The sequence below is a fragment of the Streptomyces sp. NPDC059853 genome (assembly GCF_042731495.1).
Lineage (GTDB): Bacteria > Actinomycetota > Actinomycetes > Streptomycetales > Streptomycetaceae > Streptomyces.
This window is the reverse complement of sequence record NZ_JBHWJL010000088.1, coordinates 1-18,119: the sequence shown is the minus strand read 5'-3', so window position 1 is coordinate 18,119 and position 18,119 is coordinate 1. Positions and strand designations below refer to the sequence as shown.

The window sequence follows — 18,119 nt, the reverse complement described above, 5'->3', positions numbered from 1 at the left end:
AACTCCGCCGCCGACCGGTACGGCTCGATGGACAACGTCAACAGCGCCTACTGACAGCCCCGGCCGCACGACGCCCGGTACCCCACCCACGGGATACCGGGCGTCGCCGCGTGTCACCGTCCGCCGGCGCCACCCCCCGGCATCACGGGGGGAGAGGCCCACCGGGCGGGACGACCTCAGCCGGCGGCCCGCGCGGCGACCTCCTCGACGGCCGCGACGGCGATCTCCGGCTCGTCGACGTGGATGTAGTGTCCGCTGTTCTCCGCGGTGCTCAGCTCACTGTCACCGGAGAGCGCCAGCCACTGGTTCTGCCCCGCGGTCCAGTCCTCCTCCAGGCCCTCCCCGTACTCGGGCACCTCCGCCAGATACTGCTGGCCGTGCTGGATCACCCGCACCGGTATGTCACCCGCGGAGCGGACCTCCCCGTCGGTGAAGACGAGCCGCTCCGGGTTCTCCCCGTCGAAGATCGCGAGCGTCTGCTCGCGCAGCTCGCCCGCCGGGCCGGTGGCGGACTCGGGGATCCGCGACGAGAGATCGCCGGCCGCCGTGGGGGAGGTGCTGTCCAGCAGCACCAGACCCCCGACCCGGTCCTGGTGATCGGGAGCGTACCTGCCGGCGATCAGACCCCCCATGGAGTGCCCCACGAGGACGACCGGGCCGCCCCCGGCGACCTCGTCCAGGACCCCGGTCAGCGTCGTCCCGATGTCCTCGTAGTCCTGCGGGCCCTCCGGCTGGTCACTGCCCCCGGCCCCGAGCCGGTCGTACGAGCAGACACGGCCCTGCGCGCTCAGAGTCTCCTGCAACTCGGCCATGGTGGTGAGATCGTCGCCGCCGCCGTGCAGCAGGACGACCAGCGGCCGCTCCGCCACCGGGTCGCCGGAGCAGGAGACGTTCACCGAACGGCCCCCGACGCTGATCACCCCGGTCCCGGTGAGCAGGTCCTCGCCACCCTCGGGCGCGGGTGCGGAGGATTCCGTGTCGGTCACCGGCTCCGTCGAGTCGCAGCCGACCAGCCCGGCACCGGCGAGGGCGCAGCACAGCGCGATACCAGCGGCGGTCGCGAGCTTCTTGCGGATCATGAATGCCTCCGAAAGGACAGTGGGGGAAGGGGCCAAACCGGTGCCGCAGCAGCCTGGCACCGGCACGAACACCCGTGACAGGACGCGGAGTTCGAGCAAGATCCACACTAGGCACGACCGTCGTGCGGGACTAATGGGCCAAGATCCCCGATGCACAGTGGTGCTGGCACCACCCCTCGCCGCCCACCACCCCGTCACAGCATCAGCAGCAGCCGTGTGTTCGCCACGAGCTTGCGGTTCACACTGGTGCTCTGCACGAAGATCGTGAAGTCCTCGTTGTGATGCGGCTTGACCCGGACCTCCACATCCGGCAGGCCGAGCAGCGCCCGCGCCTCCGGCCCGGTGTACACCTTGTCCGTCTTCTTCTCCAGCACCGCGATCCGCTTCCGCGGCTGGATCTTCTCCGACTTGCTCAGCTGGTAGAACGCACCACCGGTGCGGTAGGTGTGCCCGCTCTCCACGACCCACTCCCGGATCCCCGCGTCCCGCGCCACCGGTATCAGCGCGTACGCCGACGGCTTCACCGGCGTCAGACCGGCCGCCTTGATGGTGTTGCTGTTGACCGCCTCCGCGCCGGTCGAGAACACCGCCCGCGACCCCCGTACCCCCTGGGTGCGCCCGATCATGAACTTCTCGGTGGCCTCCTGGATGACCTGCCCGGCCTCCTCCAGACCCTGCGTGCTCGTGGCGTCCCAGATGGCGATGTTGTCCTTCGGAAAGCCGTACCGCATGGCCTCCCGCTTGCCCATCTGATCCGGCACCAGCACGGCGAGCGTCCAGTTGTCCTCCTGCCGCTCGATCATCTCGGATACGGCCGCGATCAGCTGGCGCGGATCCTGGGAAGGAGCGTCCGGGCACCGATGACTCGCGTTCTCCTGCCCGTCGGTGAGCACGAACGTCAGAAAGCTGTGGTCCCCGTACAGCTGCGCCGTCCGGGCCAGCTCCCGCTGCGACTTCAGAGCGGCAGCCAGCAGCGCCGTGATCCCCCCGGCCCGGTACAGCTGCTTCAACGACGGCATCCGCAGCACGTCCTTGTCATAGATGACGCACTCCACGGTGTTCGCGAACACATACACCGTGACCCGCGTCTCCTGGTCCAGCTCCCTGGAGCGGCGGGCCAGATAGGCGATCTGCTGGTCCGCCACCTCGACGACCTTGCTGCTCAGGTGCGACATCGACGAACTGGCGTCCAGCACCAGCGCGACGTGATTGATGTAGTTCTGCGGACCGGACATGGACAGCCCCCTCGTTCCGTTTGCGATGTCCCTCACCCTGCCAGGCACCACTGACAATCGACCCGTCCTCCGCAACCCGCCGCACGCGAGGAGCCTGCCTACCCGGTGACAGTCCATCAGGGCACTCGCCCACACCGCGCGTTCCCCCGTCCCGGGAACCGGAGCGGACCATTGACACGCCCACTGGTCTGGACCAACCTGGGGTGGCATCGGTGGCCACCGAACCTCCCGTACCCCCCACACTCGTTACGGAGGCAGGAGTGGACAACACTCACACCGCCGGCGCACGCCCCACACGTCACCGGCGGCTCGCCCTCGCCCTGGGATCCGGCGCACTCGCCGCTGTCCTCGTCACCACGGGCCTCGCCACCGGCGCCGGAGCCGGCGAACCGTCCGACCTGGCCGCCGGGGCCCAGGCGGTGCCCCGCCACGCGGTCACCGGCTACTGGCACAACTTCGACAACGGCTCCGTGATCCAGCGACTGGCCGACGTACCGGACGACTTCGACATCATCGCCGTGTCGTTCGCCGACTCCACCAGCGTCCCCGGAGAGATCGAATTCAACCTCGATCCGGTGCTCGGCTACACCTCCGAGCAGGAGTTCAAGGACGAGATCGCCGCCAAACAGGCCGCCGGAAAGTCGGTCATCATCTCGGTGGGCGGCGAACTCGGCAACGTCACGGTCAACGACTCCGCCTCCGCCCAGGCCTTCACCACCAGCACCCTCGCGCTCATGGACGAGTACGGCTTCGACGGCGTCGACATCGACCTGGAACACGGCATCAACGCCACCTACCTCACCCAGGCCATGGAGGGCATCCACGCGGCCACCGGGGACAGCCTCGTCTACACCATGGCACCGCAGACCATCGACATGCAGTCCACCAGCAGCCAGTACTTCCAGCTGGCGCTGAACACCAAGGACTTCCTGACCGTCGTGAACACCCAGTACTACAACAGCGGCACCATGCTGGGCTGCGACGGCCAGGTGTACGCCGCCGGCTCGGTCGACTTCCTCACCGCCCTGGCCTGCATCCAACTGGAGAGCGGCCTCGACGCCTCTCAGGTGGGCCTCGGCGTCCCCGCCTCTCCGAACGCGGCCGGCTCCGGCTACGTCAGTCCGGAGACGGTCACTGCCGCACTGGACTGCCTGACCCAGGGCGCCAACTGCGGCTCCTTCGTCCCCGACCGGACCTATCCCGGGCTGCGGGGAGCGATGACCTGGTCCACCAACTGGGATGCTCACAGCGGTTACGCCTGGTCGTCTGTCGTGGGCCCGCACGTCCGCGGCCTGCCCTGACCCCACCGGGTCGCCCCCGGGGAACCGTGCCGCCGCAGCGAGCCCGGCCACACGGTCCCCCGGGAGGGGCCCTCACCACCGTCCCTGCGCCACCCGGCGACTGGTGTGATCTGCTGCGTTCCAGCGCGTGCCGGTCCGGGGCGGCAGGGCAGGTGTCTTTCCGCTCGGCTGCGCGGGGGAGCGCCGGAGTGGCCGGCTGTTCCATGCTCTGCCGGCACCGAACGGGTCATCCCAGGACGGAACGCCATCACCGTCTGCTGCGGTTGGTTTTCATCGATCGTCTCGTCGGCGCTGTTTGCCGGTGTCTACGGGCTGTTCGTCGGCGGGGTCCGTGAGACTCGCCGGCTGGTCCGGGGCCCGTCCGGTGTCGGGCGACACCAGTGGGCGGTCCGCAGCGACGGCCCGCCCACCGCCGACCACGGCCCCGGTGCCGGTGGTGGGCCCACTCTTCCGGCTCAGGAACCGACAGGGCGGGCGCGGGAGCACCGACCTGGTGGTCTGACCGCGCCCGGCTCTCTCGGCGTCAATCCGCAATACTGTGGGCGCTCTTTCGGGTGAATATCCGATGGTTTCTGCCGGGCGCCACCCCGGACGGGAGAGTGTGAGAGCGTCACGCTGGCGGCGAAGGGGCCGCGGCCGGATGGAAGGTGGGGGCGCGATGCGAGCGGAAGCACTGAACCGGGTGAAGCTGGTGTTCACCCTTTTCGACGCTGATGGGAACGGTTACCTCGAGCCGGAAGACTTCGCCCTGATGGCCGACCGTGTGGTTCTGGCCGCTCCCGATGCCGGGGGAGGGGCCGAGGAAGCGCTGCGGGAAGCGTTCCAGCAGTGGTGGCTGTTCCTCCTCGGCGAACTGGACACCGACCGTGACGGCCGGATCAGCCTGCAGGAGTTCACCGCCGGGGTCCTGTCACCGGAACGGTTCCGCGAGGCGTTGACCGCCTTCGCCACGTCGCTGGCCACCCTGGGCGACCCTGACGGTGACGGGCTGGTCGAACGGCCCGTCTTCGAGGCCCTCATGACCGCGATCGGCTTCGAACGGGCCAACATCCACGCGCTCTTCGACGCTTTCGGCCCCACCGACGACGACCGTATCGAGACCGGAACCTGGATCACCGGGATCCAGGAGTTCTACAGCCCCGACCACGCCGGCATCCCGGGCGACCGGCTGGTCGGCGACCCCGTCCCCTGACCCCGGACGCACCGGTGCCCGCCGCCTCCTCGCTTCCCGGCGGGCGCCCGACACGCCTGTCACCCAGGTCCCGGGACAACACACCTGGCCCGTGTTCTACCCGAACAGATGGCGGTGGTGCCGGCTCCACGCCACTCGTGCGGCGAGTTCATCGAGGTAGCCGTTCGCGACCCAGTCCACCTGTGGCTGATGTCCTTCCAGAGCGAGCCGGCGCACCTGTTCTTTCGTTCTCTCCTGCATGTCGATGACCGCGTCGGCCAGCCCGTCGGTGGAGGTCAGCCCATAGGCCCCGGCGAATACCTCCAGCCGACGGCGCCGGTCGGGCGGCTCGGGGTAACGCAGCCAGCGCACGCACTCGGTGTCGTCCCGGAACGGCGCGACGTACTCCAGCGCGTAGGCGACGTCGTGCAGCCGGGGGGATGGGCGGGCGTAGTCCCAGTCCAGTATCCCGACGGGTACTCCGCCACGCCAGACGATGTTCCAGGGGCCGAAGTCACCGTGACACACGACTTCCTCGCTGTCCTCGTCCGGTCCGCTTTCTCCGGTGCACCAGCTGAGCCCGTGGGGCAGCCGGAAGCCGGTGACCGCGTCGTGATAGGCCCGCAGCAGGCGGGCGAAGGCCGTCAGCCCCGCGTCGTCGACCACGCCCGCCCAGCCCTGCGGCCCGGATTCCCCGCCCAGGTAGGTCAGGACCTCACGCCCCTGCTCGTCCACGCCTTTCACCTGTGGTGCGTGGGGAAAGCCCACGTCCTCCAGATGCCGCAGCAGTGCGTGCACCGCCGGGGTCCACGGGTGCACGGGCCGCCGCACGGTATCGCCGACACGCACCACCCTGCGATGCCGATCGCCCTGCAGCACATCCTCTGCCATGCCGCACATTCTGCGCACGGCCCGCGCGGAGCACACCTCCGATTCTGCCCCCTGCCCCACCAGCCGACTACCGTGAACCGGCATGACGCTCACCGACACCGAGATCACCGCCGAACTGATCCGTGATCTGCTGCGCGCGCAGCACCCGGACCTCGCGGACCGCCCACTGTGCCTCGGCGCCCGCGGCTGGGACAACCAACTGTGGCGGCTCGGCGACGACTTGGCCGTGCGGCTGCCCTGGGCGACCGACGCCGCAGACGATCAGCTGCGCAAGGAATACGCCTGGCTGCCCGCCCTCGTCCCTCACCTGCCGCTGCCTGTTCCCGTCCCGCAGCGGCTGGGCCTGCCCTCGGAGCGGTTCCCCCGCCCCTGGACGGTCACCACCTGGGTCCCCGGCACGCCCGCTGATCTGGCGCCCGCCACCGACGCCGGGGCCGCCGCAACGCTGGCGTCGTTCCTCACCGCCCTCCACCGCCCCGCCCCGGCCGGAGCACCGTCGGGCCGCGGCGGCCCCCTTGCCGACCACACCGACGGCTTCACCGCCCAGCTCGCCGAAGCCACCGACCTGGGCCTGATCCCCGACCCGGACACCGTGCGCCGTATCTGGGAGGACGCCGTCTCCGCGCCCGCCTGGAGCGGCCCGGCACGGTGGCTCCACGCCGATCTCCACCCCGCCAACGTCCTCACCGCCGACGGCACCTTCTGCGGCGTGGTCGATTTCGGAGCCCTCTGCGCCGGCGACCCGGCCTGCGATCTCGCCGCCGCCTGGAACCTGCTGCCGGACGGGGCCGGCGACGACTTCCACGCCGCCTACCGGCCGGCCCCCGACTCCGCGACCCTGCGCCGCGCCCGCGGCTGGGCCCTCATCCGCGTCCTTCTCGGCCTCCTCGTCGGCCACGCAGGCGAGCACGGACGCCCCGGAGGGAAACCCACCTGGGGCCCGCCTGCCCGGGCGGCTCTGGCGCGTCTTGCCGCAACCGTCCGCTGAACCACCGGCGCGGCCCCCGGGGCCTTGATAGAACATGCGGTATGACGGACTGTGCGATACGGGCGCTGCCTCCGGCCGGGCTGCTTCTGGCTCCTGTGCTGGCCTGGCAAGGCACCAGAATCAGACGCGACACACCACGGCTGCCCGAAGCGGATGGCCTCGACGGCACGGAGGGCACGGGCGATGGCCCGCCGTTGCGGTTGCTGGTCCTGGGCGATTCTCTCGCTGCGGGCTGCGGAGTGGACCACAACAGTGAGGGTCTGGCCGGCGTGATCGCCCGGGCCCTTGCCCAGCAGCACGGCCGGCCCGTGGCCTGGCAGGTCCTCGCCCGGCGCGGGGCCACGATCGCCTCGGCGCTGGACACACTTGTGCCCCGCATCCGTACGGTGCCTGATGTCGTCGTCATCTCGCTGGGGATCAACGAACTCACCCGTTTCCGCAGCCTTCGCCGGTGGCGCGCTCTGGTACGGCGCTTCCTGTCGGAGCTGCGCTGCCGCGTCGGCGACGAACCGGTGGTGGTCTTCTGCGGTCTCCCGCCGGTGGGCCGTTTCCCCGCGCTTCCCCAGCCGCTGCGTGGTGTGCTGGCCCTGCGGGCGCGCCTGATGGATCGTGATCTGCGGGCCGTGGCCGCCCGGTTCGCGGTCGGCCATGCCCCTCTGTCGGCTCCGGGGATCGCGGAGGGCCCGGGCGATTTCTTCGCCCGCGACGGCTTCCACCCTTCGGCCGCCGGCTACCGGGAGACGGTGGCGGCGTTCACCCTTTTCCCTGGGGTCCCGCCGCCGGGCCGCGTCCCGCCGTCTCCCGTGGCTGATGACCAGGCCCCGCTTCCGGAAACAACCGTGCCGCCGGACACGAAGGAGGCCGGGCGCAACGCCCCTTGACCGTTGTGGTGGTGTCCGGGCTGGTTGTGCTGGTCTGGGAGCAGGGTGGCCTCGGGGGTCTGGTCGGGGCCCTGCGCGCGCGGTGCCGGGTGGTTGCTGCCTGGTGGGCGTGTTTCCGGGTTTCTTCCGCTTATCGCTGCTGGGTGAGCGGGGGTCGCTTCTCGATGGCCGGCCGGGTCTGTCTGGCTGCGTCTGGCTGGGCCCGGGGGTGTTGGCTGGGTGTTTCGTCTCGTGGGGTGGATGGTCCGCGGTGACGGGCTGACGGGCTGACGGGGTGACGGCTGTCGGCTGGGTGCTGGTGTGGGTGGCTTGTGTGGCCGGGGTCTTGTTGATGGGCGGGCGGGCAGCGGCCTTGGTGGTGCTGGAATCCGTGTGGGCGTGACCGGAAATGGGGGGTTGGTGGCCCGGGGTTGGCTGTGTGGTGTTTGCTGTGTGGTGTTTGCTGTGTGGGCTGTTACGGGGCCGGGGGTGGCGGGGTGCAGGAGCGGGCCAGGGTGTGTGCCAGCGTGGTGGTTTCCGTGAGGGTGTCTACGGGCAGCGGCTGGGTGGCGAGGGCTCCCTCGTGCAGGACGAGGAGTTGCAGGGCCAGGGCGCGGGGTTCGGGACAGCCGGCCGCGCGGGCGAGTTCTTCGAACAGGCCGAGAAGCCAGTGTTTCTGCTCTGCGGCCACGTGGTGCGCGGGGTGTGCGGGGTCGGGGAGTTCGGCGAGCGCGTTGATGAACGCGCATCCGCGGGTGTTGGTCGTGCTCCAGATCCGCAGGGCCTCGAAGGGTGCGGTGACGGCTTCGGCCGGAGTGTCGCAGGCGTCGACGGCGGTCCGGACCAGCGCCCGCCACCGCCGGTCGCGTTCCTCGAGGTAGGCGGCCACGAGACGGTCTTTGGAGCCGAACCGGTTGTAGAGGGTCCGTTTGGTGACGCCCGAGTGTTCGGCGATCAGGTCCACTCCGACCGCGGTGATGCCGCGGTGGTAGAACAACTCCTCCGCTGCCGCGACGATGCGGCGGCCGGCCGGCGTCATGGTCTGTGCGTCCGCCACCGGGCACCCCGTTACTGATCGGTGTAACATGAGGAAAAGTTCACCGATCAGTATACCTTGGAGGAGGGGAGCCGATGATGACAGTGCCCGAGACCATGCGCGCGGTACGCGTCACCCGCCACGGAGGACCGGAAGTCCTGGAACGGGCCCGGCTGCCTCTCCCCGCACCCCGGCAGGGAGAGGTACTCGTCCGGGTCGCCGCCGCAGCGCTGAACAACACCGACCTGTGGACCCGCGAAGGCGCCTACGGCCGCCCCGCAGACCCCCGCGCGCTCTCGGGCTGGCGCGGCCCCGTCGACTTCCCCCGCGTCCAGGGCGCCGACGTGGCCGGCCGGATCACCGCGGTCGGCACCGGTACCCCCGGAAACCTGCTGGGCCGCCGCGTGGTCATCGACCCGGCGATCTACGACGGCACCGGCCCCGACGCCCACCCCGTGGGCCTGATGGGAAGCGAACGCGACGGCGGCTACGCCGAGTACGTCACCGCCCCGGCCGAACGGGTCCACGACATGACCGCCTCCCCGCTCACCGACGACCAGCTCGCCGCCCTGCCCACCGCGTACGGCACGGCCCTGGGCATGATCGAACGCGGCCGACTGCGCGAAGGCGAAACCGCCCTGGTCACAGGCGCCTCCGGCGGAGTCGGCATCGCGCTGACCCAGATCGCCCGCGCCCGCGGAGCACGCGTCATCGCTGTCAGCAGCGGACCCAAGGCCGACGCGGTGCGCGCGGCAGGCGCCCACGAAGTCATCGACCGCACCCGGGACCTGACGGGCCAACTCCGCGCCGCCGCCCCGGGCGGCATCGACATCGCACTCGACGTCGTCGCCGGCGGCCTCGTGGCGGACGGACTGCCGCTCCTGCGTGAAGGCGGGCGATGGGTCGTGGCCGGGGCCCTCGGCGGCTACGACCTGACCTTCGACGTCCGCCGCCTCTACCTCCGCAACACCCGGCTGATCGGCTCCTCCATGCACACCCCCGCACACTTCGGCCTCCTCATGGACCTGGCCCGCCGAGGCGACATCCGGCCCCCCATCGCAGCGGTGTTCCCTCTGGAAGAAGCCGCCCGGGCCCAGGAGGAACTCGCCCGCCGCCATCACATCGGCAAGATCGTCCTGCGCCCCGGCTCCTGAAGCCCCCAGAGATCTCGCACGGCTCCAGCCGGAGATGCCGCCGAGCCACGGGCCCCACCGCCTCGAACCGAAACAATGCCCGGTGCGGGCCGTTCAGCCGCGTGGCGCACATGCATGCTCCGCCCGCAACGTGGCGGTGGCCGGGGATGCCGTGCCCTGGGCACGGATCACCGGCGTGCCCGGCCGGAGCCGGACAGGGGCGCGTCCGCGGCAGGGGGGACGGGCCCCGGGGGGTTCGGCGCGATTGGAGGAGGCGTCCTGTGAACGGCAAGCCCGTGAGGTGCCCGTCGCCCGTCGCTCTGCCGCACCGGCGGGGCCGCACGCGGGGTGTCCGCGTACGCGTCGGGCCATGCTCGCGTGGTGTCTGGGCGTCATGTGTCGGGGCTCGACCGCTTCCGGCGCTCGGGGTGCCGGTGCCCGGCGCGGGGCGTCCTACCGTGGCGCCGGCGGTCCGTGCCGGACCGGGTCGGGGGCTCCTGCGCCACAGCAGCCGGCGCGGCCCGCCGCCAGATCTGCACGCCGCCGGTGCCCGTAGGCCATGGGGCTCTTGCCTGCCGGTTCCGATGCGGTCGAGATGACTGCGGGCGCAGTCCTCCTTGCCGAAGTGCTGCCGGTAGGTCCGGTTGCCGGAGCCCGCAGCAGGTTCGGCTCTTGCGGTGCAGGTGGGTCATGCCCGGGCCACATCCAGAGCAGCCGGTCAGCATCGCCGCGCCTCACTCCTCGCACGCGGCCGGCCCAGGAACGCGCCCGGCCCGCTGAAGGCCACCCCCACCCCCGCTTCCCGCTCTGCCCCTGCTCCCGTACCGCCCCTGCCCCCGGCAGCCGAACCGACTCCGACACCGTCCCGCGCGCCGCCGCCGGCAAGGTCGACCCGCCACACCCACGGCGACATGGGGCCGCCACAAGCGCACACCCGCGGCGAGCGCGGAGCCGGCCAGTGGTGATCCGCCTGCCCCAGGCCGCTCAGCCCGGGGCCCACACGTGCGGTGCCTGGCTCACCAGCCCGACAGCAACAGGCCCATGACCAGCCGTGCTCACCATGGCAGCGAACACCCCCGGCCCCGACGGGAACATCCGTCCACGCACCGCGCACGCACACCGCTGCGCCGGACCGTGCCGGCGGCGACGGGCGCACCGGTTGACCGCATTGTGGACCACGCTCGGCCCCCTTCACCCCGCTGCACGGTGCCCCTTGAGAGGGCGTTTCCCTGGGAATCCGCATCCGGTTCAGCGCGTGCGAGCGAGGCCAGGAGGCCGGCTCGCAGGGGCAAGGGCGCCCGCACGCTGGTTACCGCCGGGGGTTGCACCCGTTGCCGGAGCGCGGGCTGCTGGGGCGGTGGTGGCGCGGTTACCGATCCTCAAGGCCGGGGCGCTCACCTGCGGTGGACCAGCCCGGTCAATGGTCAAGCCGATTGCGGGCGGCCGTGACCCATACGTCCGGGCTCTCGAGGAGAGAAGTGCGCTGACGGCCGCTGTCCGGGAGTTTCGACTGCCAGGGCGTCGAGATGGGCGGCGACCCGCTGGAGCAGTTCCATCAACACCTTGTACTGCTCGGGCGAGAGACACTGCATCATCCGATCCCTCAGCACTCCGGTCTGCTCGGCGACCCGCTGGTGCGCCTGTCGGCCCTCGCTGGTGAGTGTCACAGCGCCGTCGCCGGCCGTGGATGTCCAGCCACGCTCGGCGAACCGGTCGATGTAGGGGCGCATGGTCGGCTCCTCGGCGGACAGGAATGCGGCCATGGTCTCGTCGAGTTCGGCCATGGTGATCGGGCCGTACGAGACCGTGTTCAGTACCTGCCACCCCCGCCGGTTCAGGCCGTCCATGGTGAACAGCCGGCTCATGTTCTCCTCGATCGCCCGGTCGATGTGCTTCAGCCAGTAGCCGAACGGCCGCTGCTCGCGGAGGCCGGGCGGCTGGATCGGGTTGGTCATGACAAGCCCCCATCGCATGTCCTATGACAACTATTGTAATCTAGCATGCATGCCGGAGAGGGAACAGGACGCGGCAGTAGCCGCCGTCGAACGGGCCATGGTGGCGATCCGCCGCAGCCAGACACGCCGGTCACTGGGGCGGCTGGCACCACCCGATGGCGGCAAGCCGATCGACCCCACCCTGTTCAGCGTGCTGGACGTCATCGAAGACCGTGACAAACCGTGCTCCGTCACGGATGTCGCCACCGCACTCGGTGTTGACCAACCGAGGGCAAGCCGACTGGTGCTCCGTGCGGTCGGGGAAGGATGGCTGGAGCGCAGGACCGACCCGTCCGATGCCCGGCGCACACTGATCACTCTCACCAGTTCCGGGCAGGAACAACTCGACCGCACACACCGGATCCGGCAGGAGGTCTTCGCGCGGGTGATGGCGGACTGGCCCGACGCCGACCGGTCCGAGTTCGCCCGGCTCATCACCACATTCGTGACCTCGTTCGCCCAGGTGATCCCCGACGCCGACTGAGATCCCGGCGCGTGGCGGCCCCAGCCACTCGTTGACGGCGGCCCCGGGCGAGATGGTGACAGCCGCTTCGCAGCCCACAACTCGGAGAAGAGCAGGCCGTCGTACCTCCGTGGACTGCTCCTGCCTCGCCTCCAGGAACGCGGCTGCGCCCGTTCGCCGACAACCGGCCATGGCGCGCCCCCTCGGCCCGGGCCCCGCGCCCCCGGGCCGCAGCGGGCCGACGTTCTGTGGCTGAGGCCTTGGCCGGTCACAGCCCCCGGGATGGTGGGAGAGGGAAACGCAGCGGGCGGCGCGCCGGGACGGAAAGGGTGGCGATGACCTGGTGGGGCCAGTGCTTCGTGGCACAAGACCGGCTCCGCCTGCCATCCTGCTGCCGAGCCACCCCCGCACTTCCCGTCAGAGCCCCCGCTGTAGCGGGCAGGGCAGGTGCGCGGATCGGCAGTCGTCGAATCCGCCTGTCCTGCATGTCAGTAGCAACGCGCGATCCCCATGGCCTGCGAGGCCGAACGGCCATAAAAGGCCCGATCACTTCCGCGAAGAGGATGGCCCCGGCCGACACACGGCGAACTTCACACGTTCACTTGACGTTCCAGCCACTCCAGCAGCGTCCGCTCGTAGCCGGGACTGACACGGGCGCTGTGCGCAGACTCCTCGGTGGCGACCGTGGGGGAGTGGTCACAACCGGCCAGCCGCACGACTTCTGGCGCCGGCTTTCCCGCGTTCGCGGCGGCCTCGCGCCAGACATGGATGCTGTCCTCAATGGACAGCCACTGGTCGGTCTCCCCGTGAAACGTGAGCACCGGGCAGCAAACCGCCTCGTAAGCGGCCGTCAGATCGGCGTCCATGTCCACCCACAACTCTCCCGGCGGCACACTGAACAAGTCGGTGTTGTCTGCCGGGTACCCGAGCAGCGGCCACCACGGCTGACGCATCGCCTCGGCGAACACCTCACGCAGAATGTCAGCGTTGCTATTCCCCCGCACATACGCCTCCAAGCCATCCTGGAAGCGCCTCAGATCATCGAGCCGACCGGCGAAGCCGTTGTCACACAGCTGTCGCGCCAGCCCGTAACGCATCTGTGCCCCAGGAGACACCCCCGCCGGAGAAACCAGCGTCAGGAACGCCACCTCCGCCGGCCAGTTCGCGGCAGCCAAGGGCGCGACCCAGCCGCCCTGGCTGTACGCCCACAGGCCGATCGGTACATCGCCGACGTACTGGCGCAGCACAGACATCGCGGCCCGCGCATCGACGGCCTGTTCGGAGAACGGAATGGAACGGCCGGAAGGTGACGGCCGCCGGTCGTAGCGCAGCACCGCAATCCCCCGCGGGGGCAGAACCTGCGCGAGGTGCCTGTAGAGAAGGAAGTCACGCGTGCCGGCGTGCGATCCGTGCAGCGGGACGATCCCGCCTCGTAAAGGGCCGTCCGGTAGCGTCAGGGTGGCCGGAAGCTCGGCCTCCTGGGCACTGATCGTCAACTCCATCCCGCCATCGTGACAGGCCGAATACCCCACCAACCACTGCGAGACTCGGACTTCCGGCGTCCGGTCAGCCCAGGCCACGACAAGGGGGGCTCCGGGAACCGGGAAAAGAGGATGCGGAAGTTGTGGCGGCTCACCCCGGCCGGAATCGAGGCCGCCGCGCAGCTGCTGCCGCCGGAGCGGACGATGGGCGGCACCGCCCCCGGCGCCGACCGCCACGGCGCCTTCCACGCGATGGCGGTGTACGAGACGATCCTGGCGTTCATCCAGCCGCGCCCCGCCGCCGAGGACATCGACCAGGACGAGGACGGGCCCCTTGACCGGGGTCTGGCCCGCCCCCTTGACCAAGGCGCTGACCAGGACGTTCACGAGACGGGTGTTCAGGTCCGGCCGGCCGGTGTCGGGTCGATTGCGTCCTGGACGACGGAGGTGGTTCTGCCGGTGACGGGATCGGTGTCGGCGCCGGCCAAGGGGAGCCCGCGGCCGGACGCGGTGCTGGTGGCGCCGGAGGCGGAGCCGGCCCTGCCGTTCCTGTGCGTGGAAGTCGACACGGGGACGGAGACCACCGCGGTGGTGGCCGCCAAGTTCGAGCGCTACCGAAGGTTCTTCCGCCGGACGGTGAACGAGGCGCCTCCCGGGCAGCGCTGGCCGCGGCTGGTGCCTTTCTGCCGCACCCTGTACGGCGACTCGGGCCGGGAGGGGCACCCGCCGGTCGCGGTGGTGTTCACCGGCGCCGGTCCGCGCTCGCTCGCGAACCGGCAGGAGCAGCTGGGGGAGCTGACCCGGACCCACTGGGCAGGCCAGGCCACGAACCCCTCGATGTGGACGGGGCCGACGGACTGGTACAGCGACTACTCGAACGCGATCCCGATCATCGTCACCACCCTGGATCTCCTCCGGGAGCACGGGCCGCTCGGTGCCGTGTGGTGGCGCTACCGGCACTCGGGCCGCGAGACGCTTGCCAACCCCGACGACAAGCACGCCTACAACGTGCGGCGCCAGAAGCGGGACGACGCCACGGACGCCCGCCGCCGCGTGGAGGAGGCCGAGCGCGAGGCGAGCCGGCCGGTGTGCACCAGCTGCGGGAGCGAGTTCTCCGATGCCCGCCGGTCGCAGGTCGAGATCTGGCAGAACGACCCGCACCCGGGCCTGTGCGAGAGGTGCGCGGCCCAAGCCCAGCGGAAGGAAGAGGAGGAGAAGCAGCGCCGGGCCGCCGAGGAGGCCAGCCGCCGCCGCTTCTTCGGCCGACGCAGGGGTTGACCACCGGCAACCGGCGCCCTGACCTGCACGTCAACCCCCAGCAGGCCGAGGTGGTCGCCCCAACCAAAAATTCGCACAAATGAGCGATGTACCGTGCGATCTCCCCCGTCTCCAGGTCCTTCGTACCTGGCTGTCCGTGCAGTTGCGCGCGGCCGAGGCTCAGATCGCGGCTGCCGAAGCGCGCCAGGCCGCAGCGCTCGCTGCGCCGGTGTGGTGAGTGCAGTGGCATCGCCGGCGGATCGGCCGAGCGCGCACTGAGGTTCTGCACCGGGTGGGCTGTTGGCTGCCTGTGGAGCCGGACCTTACCGACGTCGAGTTGGAGGGCGTACTGGGTGAGCATGGCGCGCGGGTCGAGCGCTGCCCGTCACCGTCCGCCAGTAGCGGGCTGATGTTCACCGAGGCCGATATCGACACCGATGGGCCCCACGTCCAGCACGCGGACTGCTCTCGGCGCCGGTCAACGGTGGGCGTTCAGCAGACGGTTGTGGGGGCGCCGATGCCCGTGTCGGTACTGGTGGAGCAGTGCACGCGGGTCTGCTCCGGCGTCATGACGAGGTCGAGGTTGGTGTCTGCGCTGGCTGCGCCGGTGGCCCCCAGCATGGTCGCGTTGGTCAGAAGGGCTGCTGCGCGAGTGGTGCGGATCCGCCGGGGAGTCCTGTTGTTCATTGAGTCGACCGGATATCAGGCCCACGAAATTTGGCACGGCATGAGTGACGAGGTTTCAGATAGTGGATCCCCGCACTCAATCCCGTTCGATAATTCACTGGTGAAATGTTGTCGGTCTGCATTTTGGCCGAATTGAAGGAGAGTGCAAGCCGGGGTATCACACTGAGTGGCGAAACCATAGAGCGCATAAGTGCATTGGCGGAGTTATAGAGGATGCCCCCGAGTGCACACCCTCAACCCGGCCGGCCGCCTACTCCTGTTGGGCCCACGTGACGGTCCCGTCTTCGCTGACAGTGACAGTCATGACGGGATAACATTTTGCGACCAGTTCGTCCTTGGCGTTATCGGGACCGCCGAAGATGAGATTCTCTTGCTCCTGGTAGCGGAAAGTCGAATTTCCTGTGGCAATGTAAAGGTACTTTTTTGAACCTTGCCACGGAATGGTGGTACGCGGCTGGACGGTTTTCCTCGGAGTGATTTTGAAACTGTCTCCCGGGTATTCGTCGTTGACCACCAGGATTGTTCGGTAGGAATTATTCGTCCAGTTTTTTATCTCAGTCATTGCAGCTTCCTTTCTTCGCATGTTGCCTACCGTCTCCGGGACGGCCACGGCTTTATTCTTCCATCGGCTGCCGGAGTCAGCATCCGGACTGCTCCATTCGAGTGGCCATCACGTGTGTCAGCGAGGGAATCGCATTTGTTCCCAGCCGGGCCTGAACCATACGCCGAAATTCCCTTCCGGCTCGCTTTAAGGGGTCGTTTCTTTTGGGGCGAGAGACCTACGCCGATGGTCTGACGCACTGCCCGATGCGTTTCATCACGTCTGCTGGTCCGATAGTGGAGTGAGTGATTTTGTGAACGAGCCAGGGCCAGTCGTCCGTCTGCGCTTGGCCGAGGAAAAGAACGTTTGGCTGGCCACCGTGCGTCCGGATGGCTCTGCCCACGTCACGCCTGTCTGGTTCGTCTACCAAAGCTCCCGGTGGTGGATCGGTTCGGATGACAGCTCCGTCAAGGTCAGAAACATCGGCAAGGAGCCCCGCGTGTCCCTGGCTTTGGAGGACGGCCGGTTCCCGGTCGTCGCCGAAGGAGACGCATTACTGATTCGTGATGGGTTCCCTCATGAGGTCGTAACCGCGTTCGAGTGGAAATATGGTTGGGATGTATCCGCACCCACGCGTCCCGGAAGTAAGCGAGTGCTGCTGGAAGTCCGTGTGCGTCGGTGGCTGTTGGCTGGCACGGCGCAGTGACGGCTGTGGCAACAGTCGACCTCAAGCCGCGAGTCGACGGTGACAGATCAGGGCTGCGGCGATGCCGACGAAGGCGAGGAAGTGTTCGGCCTTGCGTTCGTAGCGTCGGTGGAGGCGGCGGCAGCCGGCGAGCCAGGACACCGTTCTCTCGACCACCCAGCGGTGGCGGCCCAGCCGCGTGGAGGACTCGATGCCTTTGCGGGCGATGCGGTGGCGGATGCCTCTTTTGCGGAGCCATCGGCGCAGGTGGTCGTAGTCGTAGCCCTTGTCGGCGTGGAGCTTGGCCGGACGTCGGCGGCGCGGGCCGCGTCGGGAGCGGACGGGCGGAATGCCGCGCACGAGCGGTCTGAGTCCGAGGCTGTCGTGCATGTTGGCGCCGGAGATGCCCAGCGACAGAGGTAGACCGTTCCGGTCCGTGATTAGGTGGATCTTTGATCCGTTCTTGCCGCGGTCGGTCGGATTCGGTCCGGTCAGTGGCCCCCTTTTGCGGCCCTGAGGCTGACGGAGTCGATCGCGCAGCGCGACCAGTCCAGCTCGCCGCGGGCGCCGAGCTCGTCGAGGATGACCCGGTGGAGCCGGGCCCAGACCCGGTCCTGGCTCCACCGGGCGAAGCGCCGGTAGATCGTCGGCCAGGCCGGGCCGAACACCGGGGGCAACTGTCGCCAGGTGCACCCCGAGGTGGCTACGAAGATGATCGCCGCCAGGCATTCGCGGTCATCCGCCCGCCGTCGGCCGCCGCCTTGCGGACGTATGACCTCCGTCGGCGGAACCACCCGCCGGAACAGCGTCCATAACTCATCCGGCACCAACCGCTCAATCAGATCCGTCATGCACGGCTCAACAAACGATCACGCCAAAGGAAACGACGTCTAAGCGCCATCTAACGGGAGATAAGTAGTAGCGGATTCCGCACTCACCGCGCAAGCCCCTGCCCAATTGGTGTAGACCTGTTGGCGGGCCGTCGGTTTGGTGTGCTGGTGGTGGTCCTGGTGGGTGTCGCGCGCGGCCGCCGGGGCCGGGCCCCGCCCTCTTGCTGCTGTTTTTCCCGCCCCTCTATGGTGGTACGGGAGCACGGAGTGCGCCCGTACCATCCCCGCACCATCCATCAAAACCCCAGCCCACAACGGGTTTCCCCGCACCACACACCACCGCACACACCGTCCCAGGGGCAAGGCCGGAGGCCGCGCCCCGCCCGCCCGGGCCCGGAGGGCACGGGCACCACCAACCCCACCCAGGCCCCGGAGGGGCCGGCGGCCCTCCGCCCCGTAGGGGCGGCGCGTCGTGTCTCCGGAGGAG

General features: G+C 69.6%; 17 protein-coding genes. 8 read left to right on the top strand and 9 right to left on the bottom strand.

The window, feature by feature from the left end; genetic code table 11:
• Positions 1 to 176 precede the first annotated feature (176 nt).
• Both ACFV5N_RS12545 and ACFV5N_RS12540 read right to left on the bottom strand, forming a co-directional pair.
• Positions 177 to 1,079, bottom strand: a complete 903-nt coding sequence (locus tag ACFV5N_RS12545) for an alpha/beta fold hydrolase (RefSeq protein WP_385597813.1) — start codon at positions 1,077 to 1,079, stop codon at positions 177 to 179.
• A 194-nt stretch (positions 1,080 to 1,273) separates the two neighbouring features.
• Complete coding sequence (locus tag ACFV5N_RS12540) at positions 1,274 to 2,314, bottom strand: VWA domain-containing protein (protein ID WP_385597810.1); 1,041 nt, start codon at positions 2,312 to 2,314, stop codon at positions 1,274 to 1,276.
• Positions 2,315 to 2,574: 260 nt separating this feature from the next.
• On the opposite strand from ACFV5N_RS12540, the gene ACFV5N_RS12535 reads away from it, so the two are divergent.
• Complete coding sequence (locus ACFV5N_RS12535) at positions 2,575 to 3,615, top strand: chitinase (RefSeq protein ID WP_385597807.1); 1,041 nt, start codon at positions 2,575 to 2,577, stop codon at positions 3,613 to 3,615.
• A 658-nt stretch (positions 3,616 to 4,273) separates the two neighbouring features.
• Entirely contained in the window at positions 4,274 to 4,807 is a 534-nt protein-coding gene (locus ACFV5N_RS12530; RefSeq protein WP_385597804.1) for an EF-hand domain-containing protein, read from the top strand.
• A gap of 96 nt (positions 4,808 to 4,903) precedes the next feature.
• Here ACFV5N_RS12530 and ACFV5N_RS12525 read toward each other — a convergent pair whose 3' ends face one another.
• Complete coding sequence (locus ACFV5N_RS12525) at positions 4,904 to 5,605, bottom strand: aminoglycoside phosphotransferase family protein (protein WP_385597801.1); 702 nt, start codon at positions 5,603 to 5,605, stop codon at positions 4,904 to 4,906.
• 154 nt (positions 5,606 to 5,759) lie between these two features.
• On the opposite strand from ACFV5N_RS12525, the gene ACFV5N_RS12520 reads away from it, so the two are divergent.
• Together ACFV5N_RS12520 and ACFV5N_RS12515 are read left to right on the top strand one after the other, a co-directional pair.
• Positions 5,760 to 6,665, top strand: a complete 906-nt coding sequence (locus ACFV5N_RS12520; RefSeq protein WP_385597798.1) for an aminoglycoside phosphotransferase family protein — start codon at positions 5,760 to 5,762, stop codon at positions 6,663 to 6,665.
• Positions 6,666 to 6,706: 41 nt separating this feature from the next.
• A complete protein-coding gene (locus tag ACFV5N_RS12515; protein WP_385597795.1) occupies positions 6,707 to 7,546 on the top strand; it encodes an SGNH/GDSL hydrolase family protein in 840 nt (279 codons plus the stop codon).
• Between the two features lie 454 nt (positions 7,547 to 8,000).
• On the opposite strand, the gene ACFV5N_RS12510 is transcribed toward ACFV5N_RS12515, so the two are convergent.
• On the bottom strand, positions 8,001 to 8,564 hold the full coding sequence (locus ACFV5N_RS12510) for a TetR/AcrR family transcriptional regulator (RefSeq protein WP_385597818.1): 564 nt from the start codon (positions 8,562 to 8,564) through the stop codon (positions 8,001 to 8,003).
• 95 nt (positions 8,565 to 8,659) lie between these two features.
• Here ACFV5N_RS12510 and ACFV5N_RS12505 point away from each other — a divergent pair, with 95 nt between their 5' ends.
• Positions 8,660 to 9,715: a zinc-binding dehydrogenase gene (locus tag ACFV5N_RS12505; RefSeq protein WP_385597815.1), complete on the top strand. Its 1,056-nt coding sequence runs from the start codon at positions 8,660 to 8,662 to the stop codon at positions 9,713 to 9,715.
• Between the two features lie 1,403 nt (positions 9,716 to 11,118).
• Here ACFV5N_RS12505 and ACFV5N_RS12500 read toward each other — a convergent pair.
• On the bottom strand, positions 11,119 to 11,649 hold the full coding sequence (locus tag ACFV5N_RS12500; protein ID WP_385597792.1) for a MarR family winged helix-turn-helix transcriptional regulator: 531 nt from the start codon (positions 11,647 to 11,649) through the stop codon (positions 11,119 to 11,121).
• Between the two features lie 49 nt (positions 11,650 to 11,698).
• Between ACFV5N_RS12500 and ACFV5N_RS12495 the strand changes: the two genes are divergently transcribed.
• Positions 11,699 to 12,172, top strand: coding sequence for a MarR family winged helix-turn-helix transcriptional regulator (locus ACFV5N_RS12495; protein ID WP_385597790.1), 474 nt, complete (start codon positions 11,699 to 11,701; stop codon positions 12,170 to 12,172).
• Between the two features lie 569 nt (positions 12,173 to 12,741).
• Here the strand turns inward: ACFV5N_RS12495 and ACFV5N_RS12490 are convergent.
• Positions 12,742 to 13,653, bottom strand: coding sequence for an alpha/beta hydrolase family protein (locus tag ACFV5N_RS12490; protein ID WP_385597787.1), 912 nt, complete (start codon positions 13,651 to 13,653; stop codon positions 12,742 to 12,744).
• A gap of 9 nt (positions 13,654 to 13,662) precedes the next feature.
• On the opposite strand from ACFV5N_RS12490, the gene ACFV5N_RS12485 reads away from it, so the two are divergent.
• A complete protein-coding gene (locus tag ACFV5N_RS12485) occupies positions 13,663 to 14,910 on the top strand; it encodes a replication-relaxation family protein (RefSeq protein ID WP_385597785.1) in 1,248 nt (415 codons plus the stop codon).
• Between the two features lie 471 nt (positions 14,911 to 15,381).
• Here ACFV5N_RS12485 and ACFV5N_RS12480 read toward each other — a convergent pair whose 3' ends face one another.
• On the bottom strand, positions 15,382 to 15,576 hold the full coding sequence (locus ACFV5N_RS12480; protein ID WP_385597782.1) for a hypothetical protein: 195 nt from the start codon (positions 15,574 to 15,576) through the stop codon (positions 15,382 to 15,384).
• A 250-nt stretch (positions 15,577 to 15,826) separates the two neighbouring features.
• Positions 15,827 to 16,186, bottom strand: coding sequence for a hypothetical protein (locus ACFV5N_RS12475; RefSeq protein WP_385597780.1), 360 nt, complete (start codon positions 16,184 to 16,186; stop codon positions 15,827 to 15,829).
• A 232-nt stretch (positions 16,187 to 16,418) separates the two neighbouring features.
• Between ACFV5N_RS12475 and ACFV5N_RS12470 the strand changes: the two genes are divergently transcribed.
• Positions 16,419 to 16,823, top strand: coding sequence for a pyridoxamine 5'-phosphate oxidase family protein (locus ACFV5N_RS12470; RefSeq protein ID WP_385597777.1), 405 nt, complete (start codon positions 16,419 to 16,421; stop codon positions 16,821 to 16,823).
• Between the two features lie 21 nt (positions 16,824 to 16,844).
• Here ACFV5N_RS12470 and ACFV5N_RS12465 read toward each other — a convergent pair.
• Positions 16,845 to 17,653, bottom strand: a protein-coding gene (locus ACFV5N_RS12465) for an IS5 family transposase (RefSeq protein WP_385597775.1) whose coding sequence is annotated in 2 segments (ribosomal slippage) — positions 16,845 to 17,303 and positions 17,306 to 17,653 — 807 coding nt in all. Because the reading frame shifts where the segments join, the coding sequence is not laid out codon by codon here.
• Positions 17,654 to 18,119 lie beyond the last annotated feature (466 nt).

Coding starts and splice junctions, on each gene's coding strand:
- ACFV5N_RS12480 (WP_385597782.1), bottom strand. CDS start 15,576: ATGAACAACAGGACTCCCCGGCGGATCCGCACCACTCGCGCAGCAGCC.
- ACFV5N_RS12515 (WP_385597795.1), top strand. CDS start 6,707: ATGACGGACTGTGCGATACGGGCGCTGCCTCCGGCCGGGCTGCTTCTG.
- ACFV5N_RS12490 (WP_385597787.1), bottom strand. CDS start 13,653: ATGGAGTTGACGATCAGTGCCCAGGAGGCCGAGCTTCCGGCCACCCTG.
- ACFV5N_RS12495 (WP_385597790.1), top strand. CDS start 11,699: ATGCCGGAGAGGGAACAGGACGCGGCAGTAGCCGCCGTCGAACGGGCC.
- ACFV5N_RS12500 (WP_385597792.1), bottom strand. CDS start 11,649: ATGACCAACCCGATCCAGCCGCCCGGCCTCCGCGAGCAGCGGCCGTTC.
- ACFV5N_RS12540 (WP_385597810.1), bottom strand. CDS start 2,314: ATGTCCGGTCCGCAGAACTACATCAATCACGTCGCGCTGGTGCTGGAC.
- ACFV5N_RS12520 (WP_385597798.1), top strand. CDS start 5,760: ATGACGCTCACCGACACCGAGATCACCGCCGAACTGATCCGTGATCTG.
- ACFV5N_RS12505 (WP_385597815.1), top strand. CDS start 8,660: ATGACAGTGCCCGAGACCATGCGCGCGGTACGCGTCACCCGCCACGGA.
- ACFV5N_RS12510 (WP_385597818.1), bottom strand. CDS start 8,564: ATGACGCCGGCCGGCCGCCGCATCGTCGCGGCAGCGGAGGAGTTGTTC.
- ACFV5N_RS12530 (WP_385597804.1), top strand. CDS start 4,274: ATGCGAGCGGAAGCACTGAACCGGGTGAAGCTGGTGTTCACCCTTTTC.
- ACFV5N_RS12545 (WP_385597813.1), bottom strand. CDS start 1,079: ATGATCCGCAAGAAGCTCGCGACCGCCGCTGGTATCGCGCTGTGCTGC.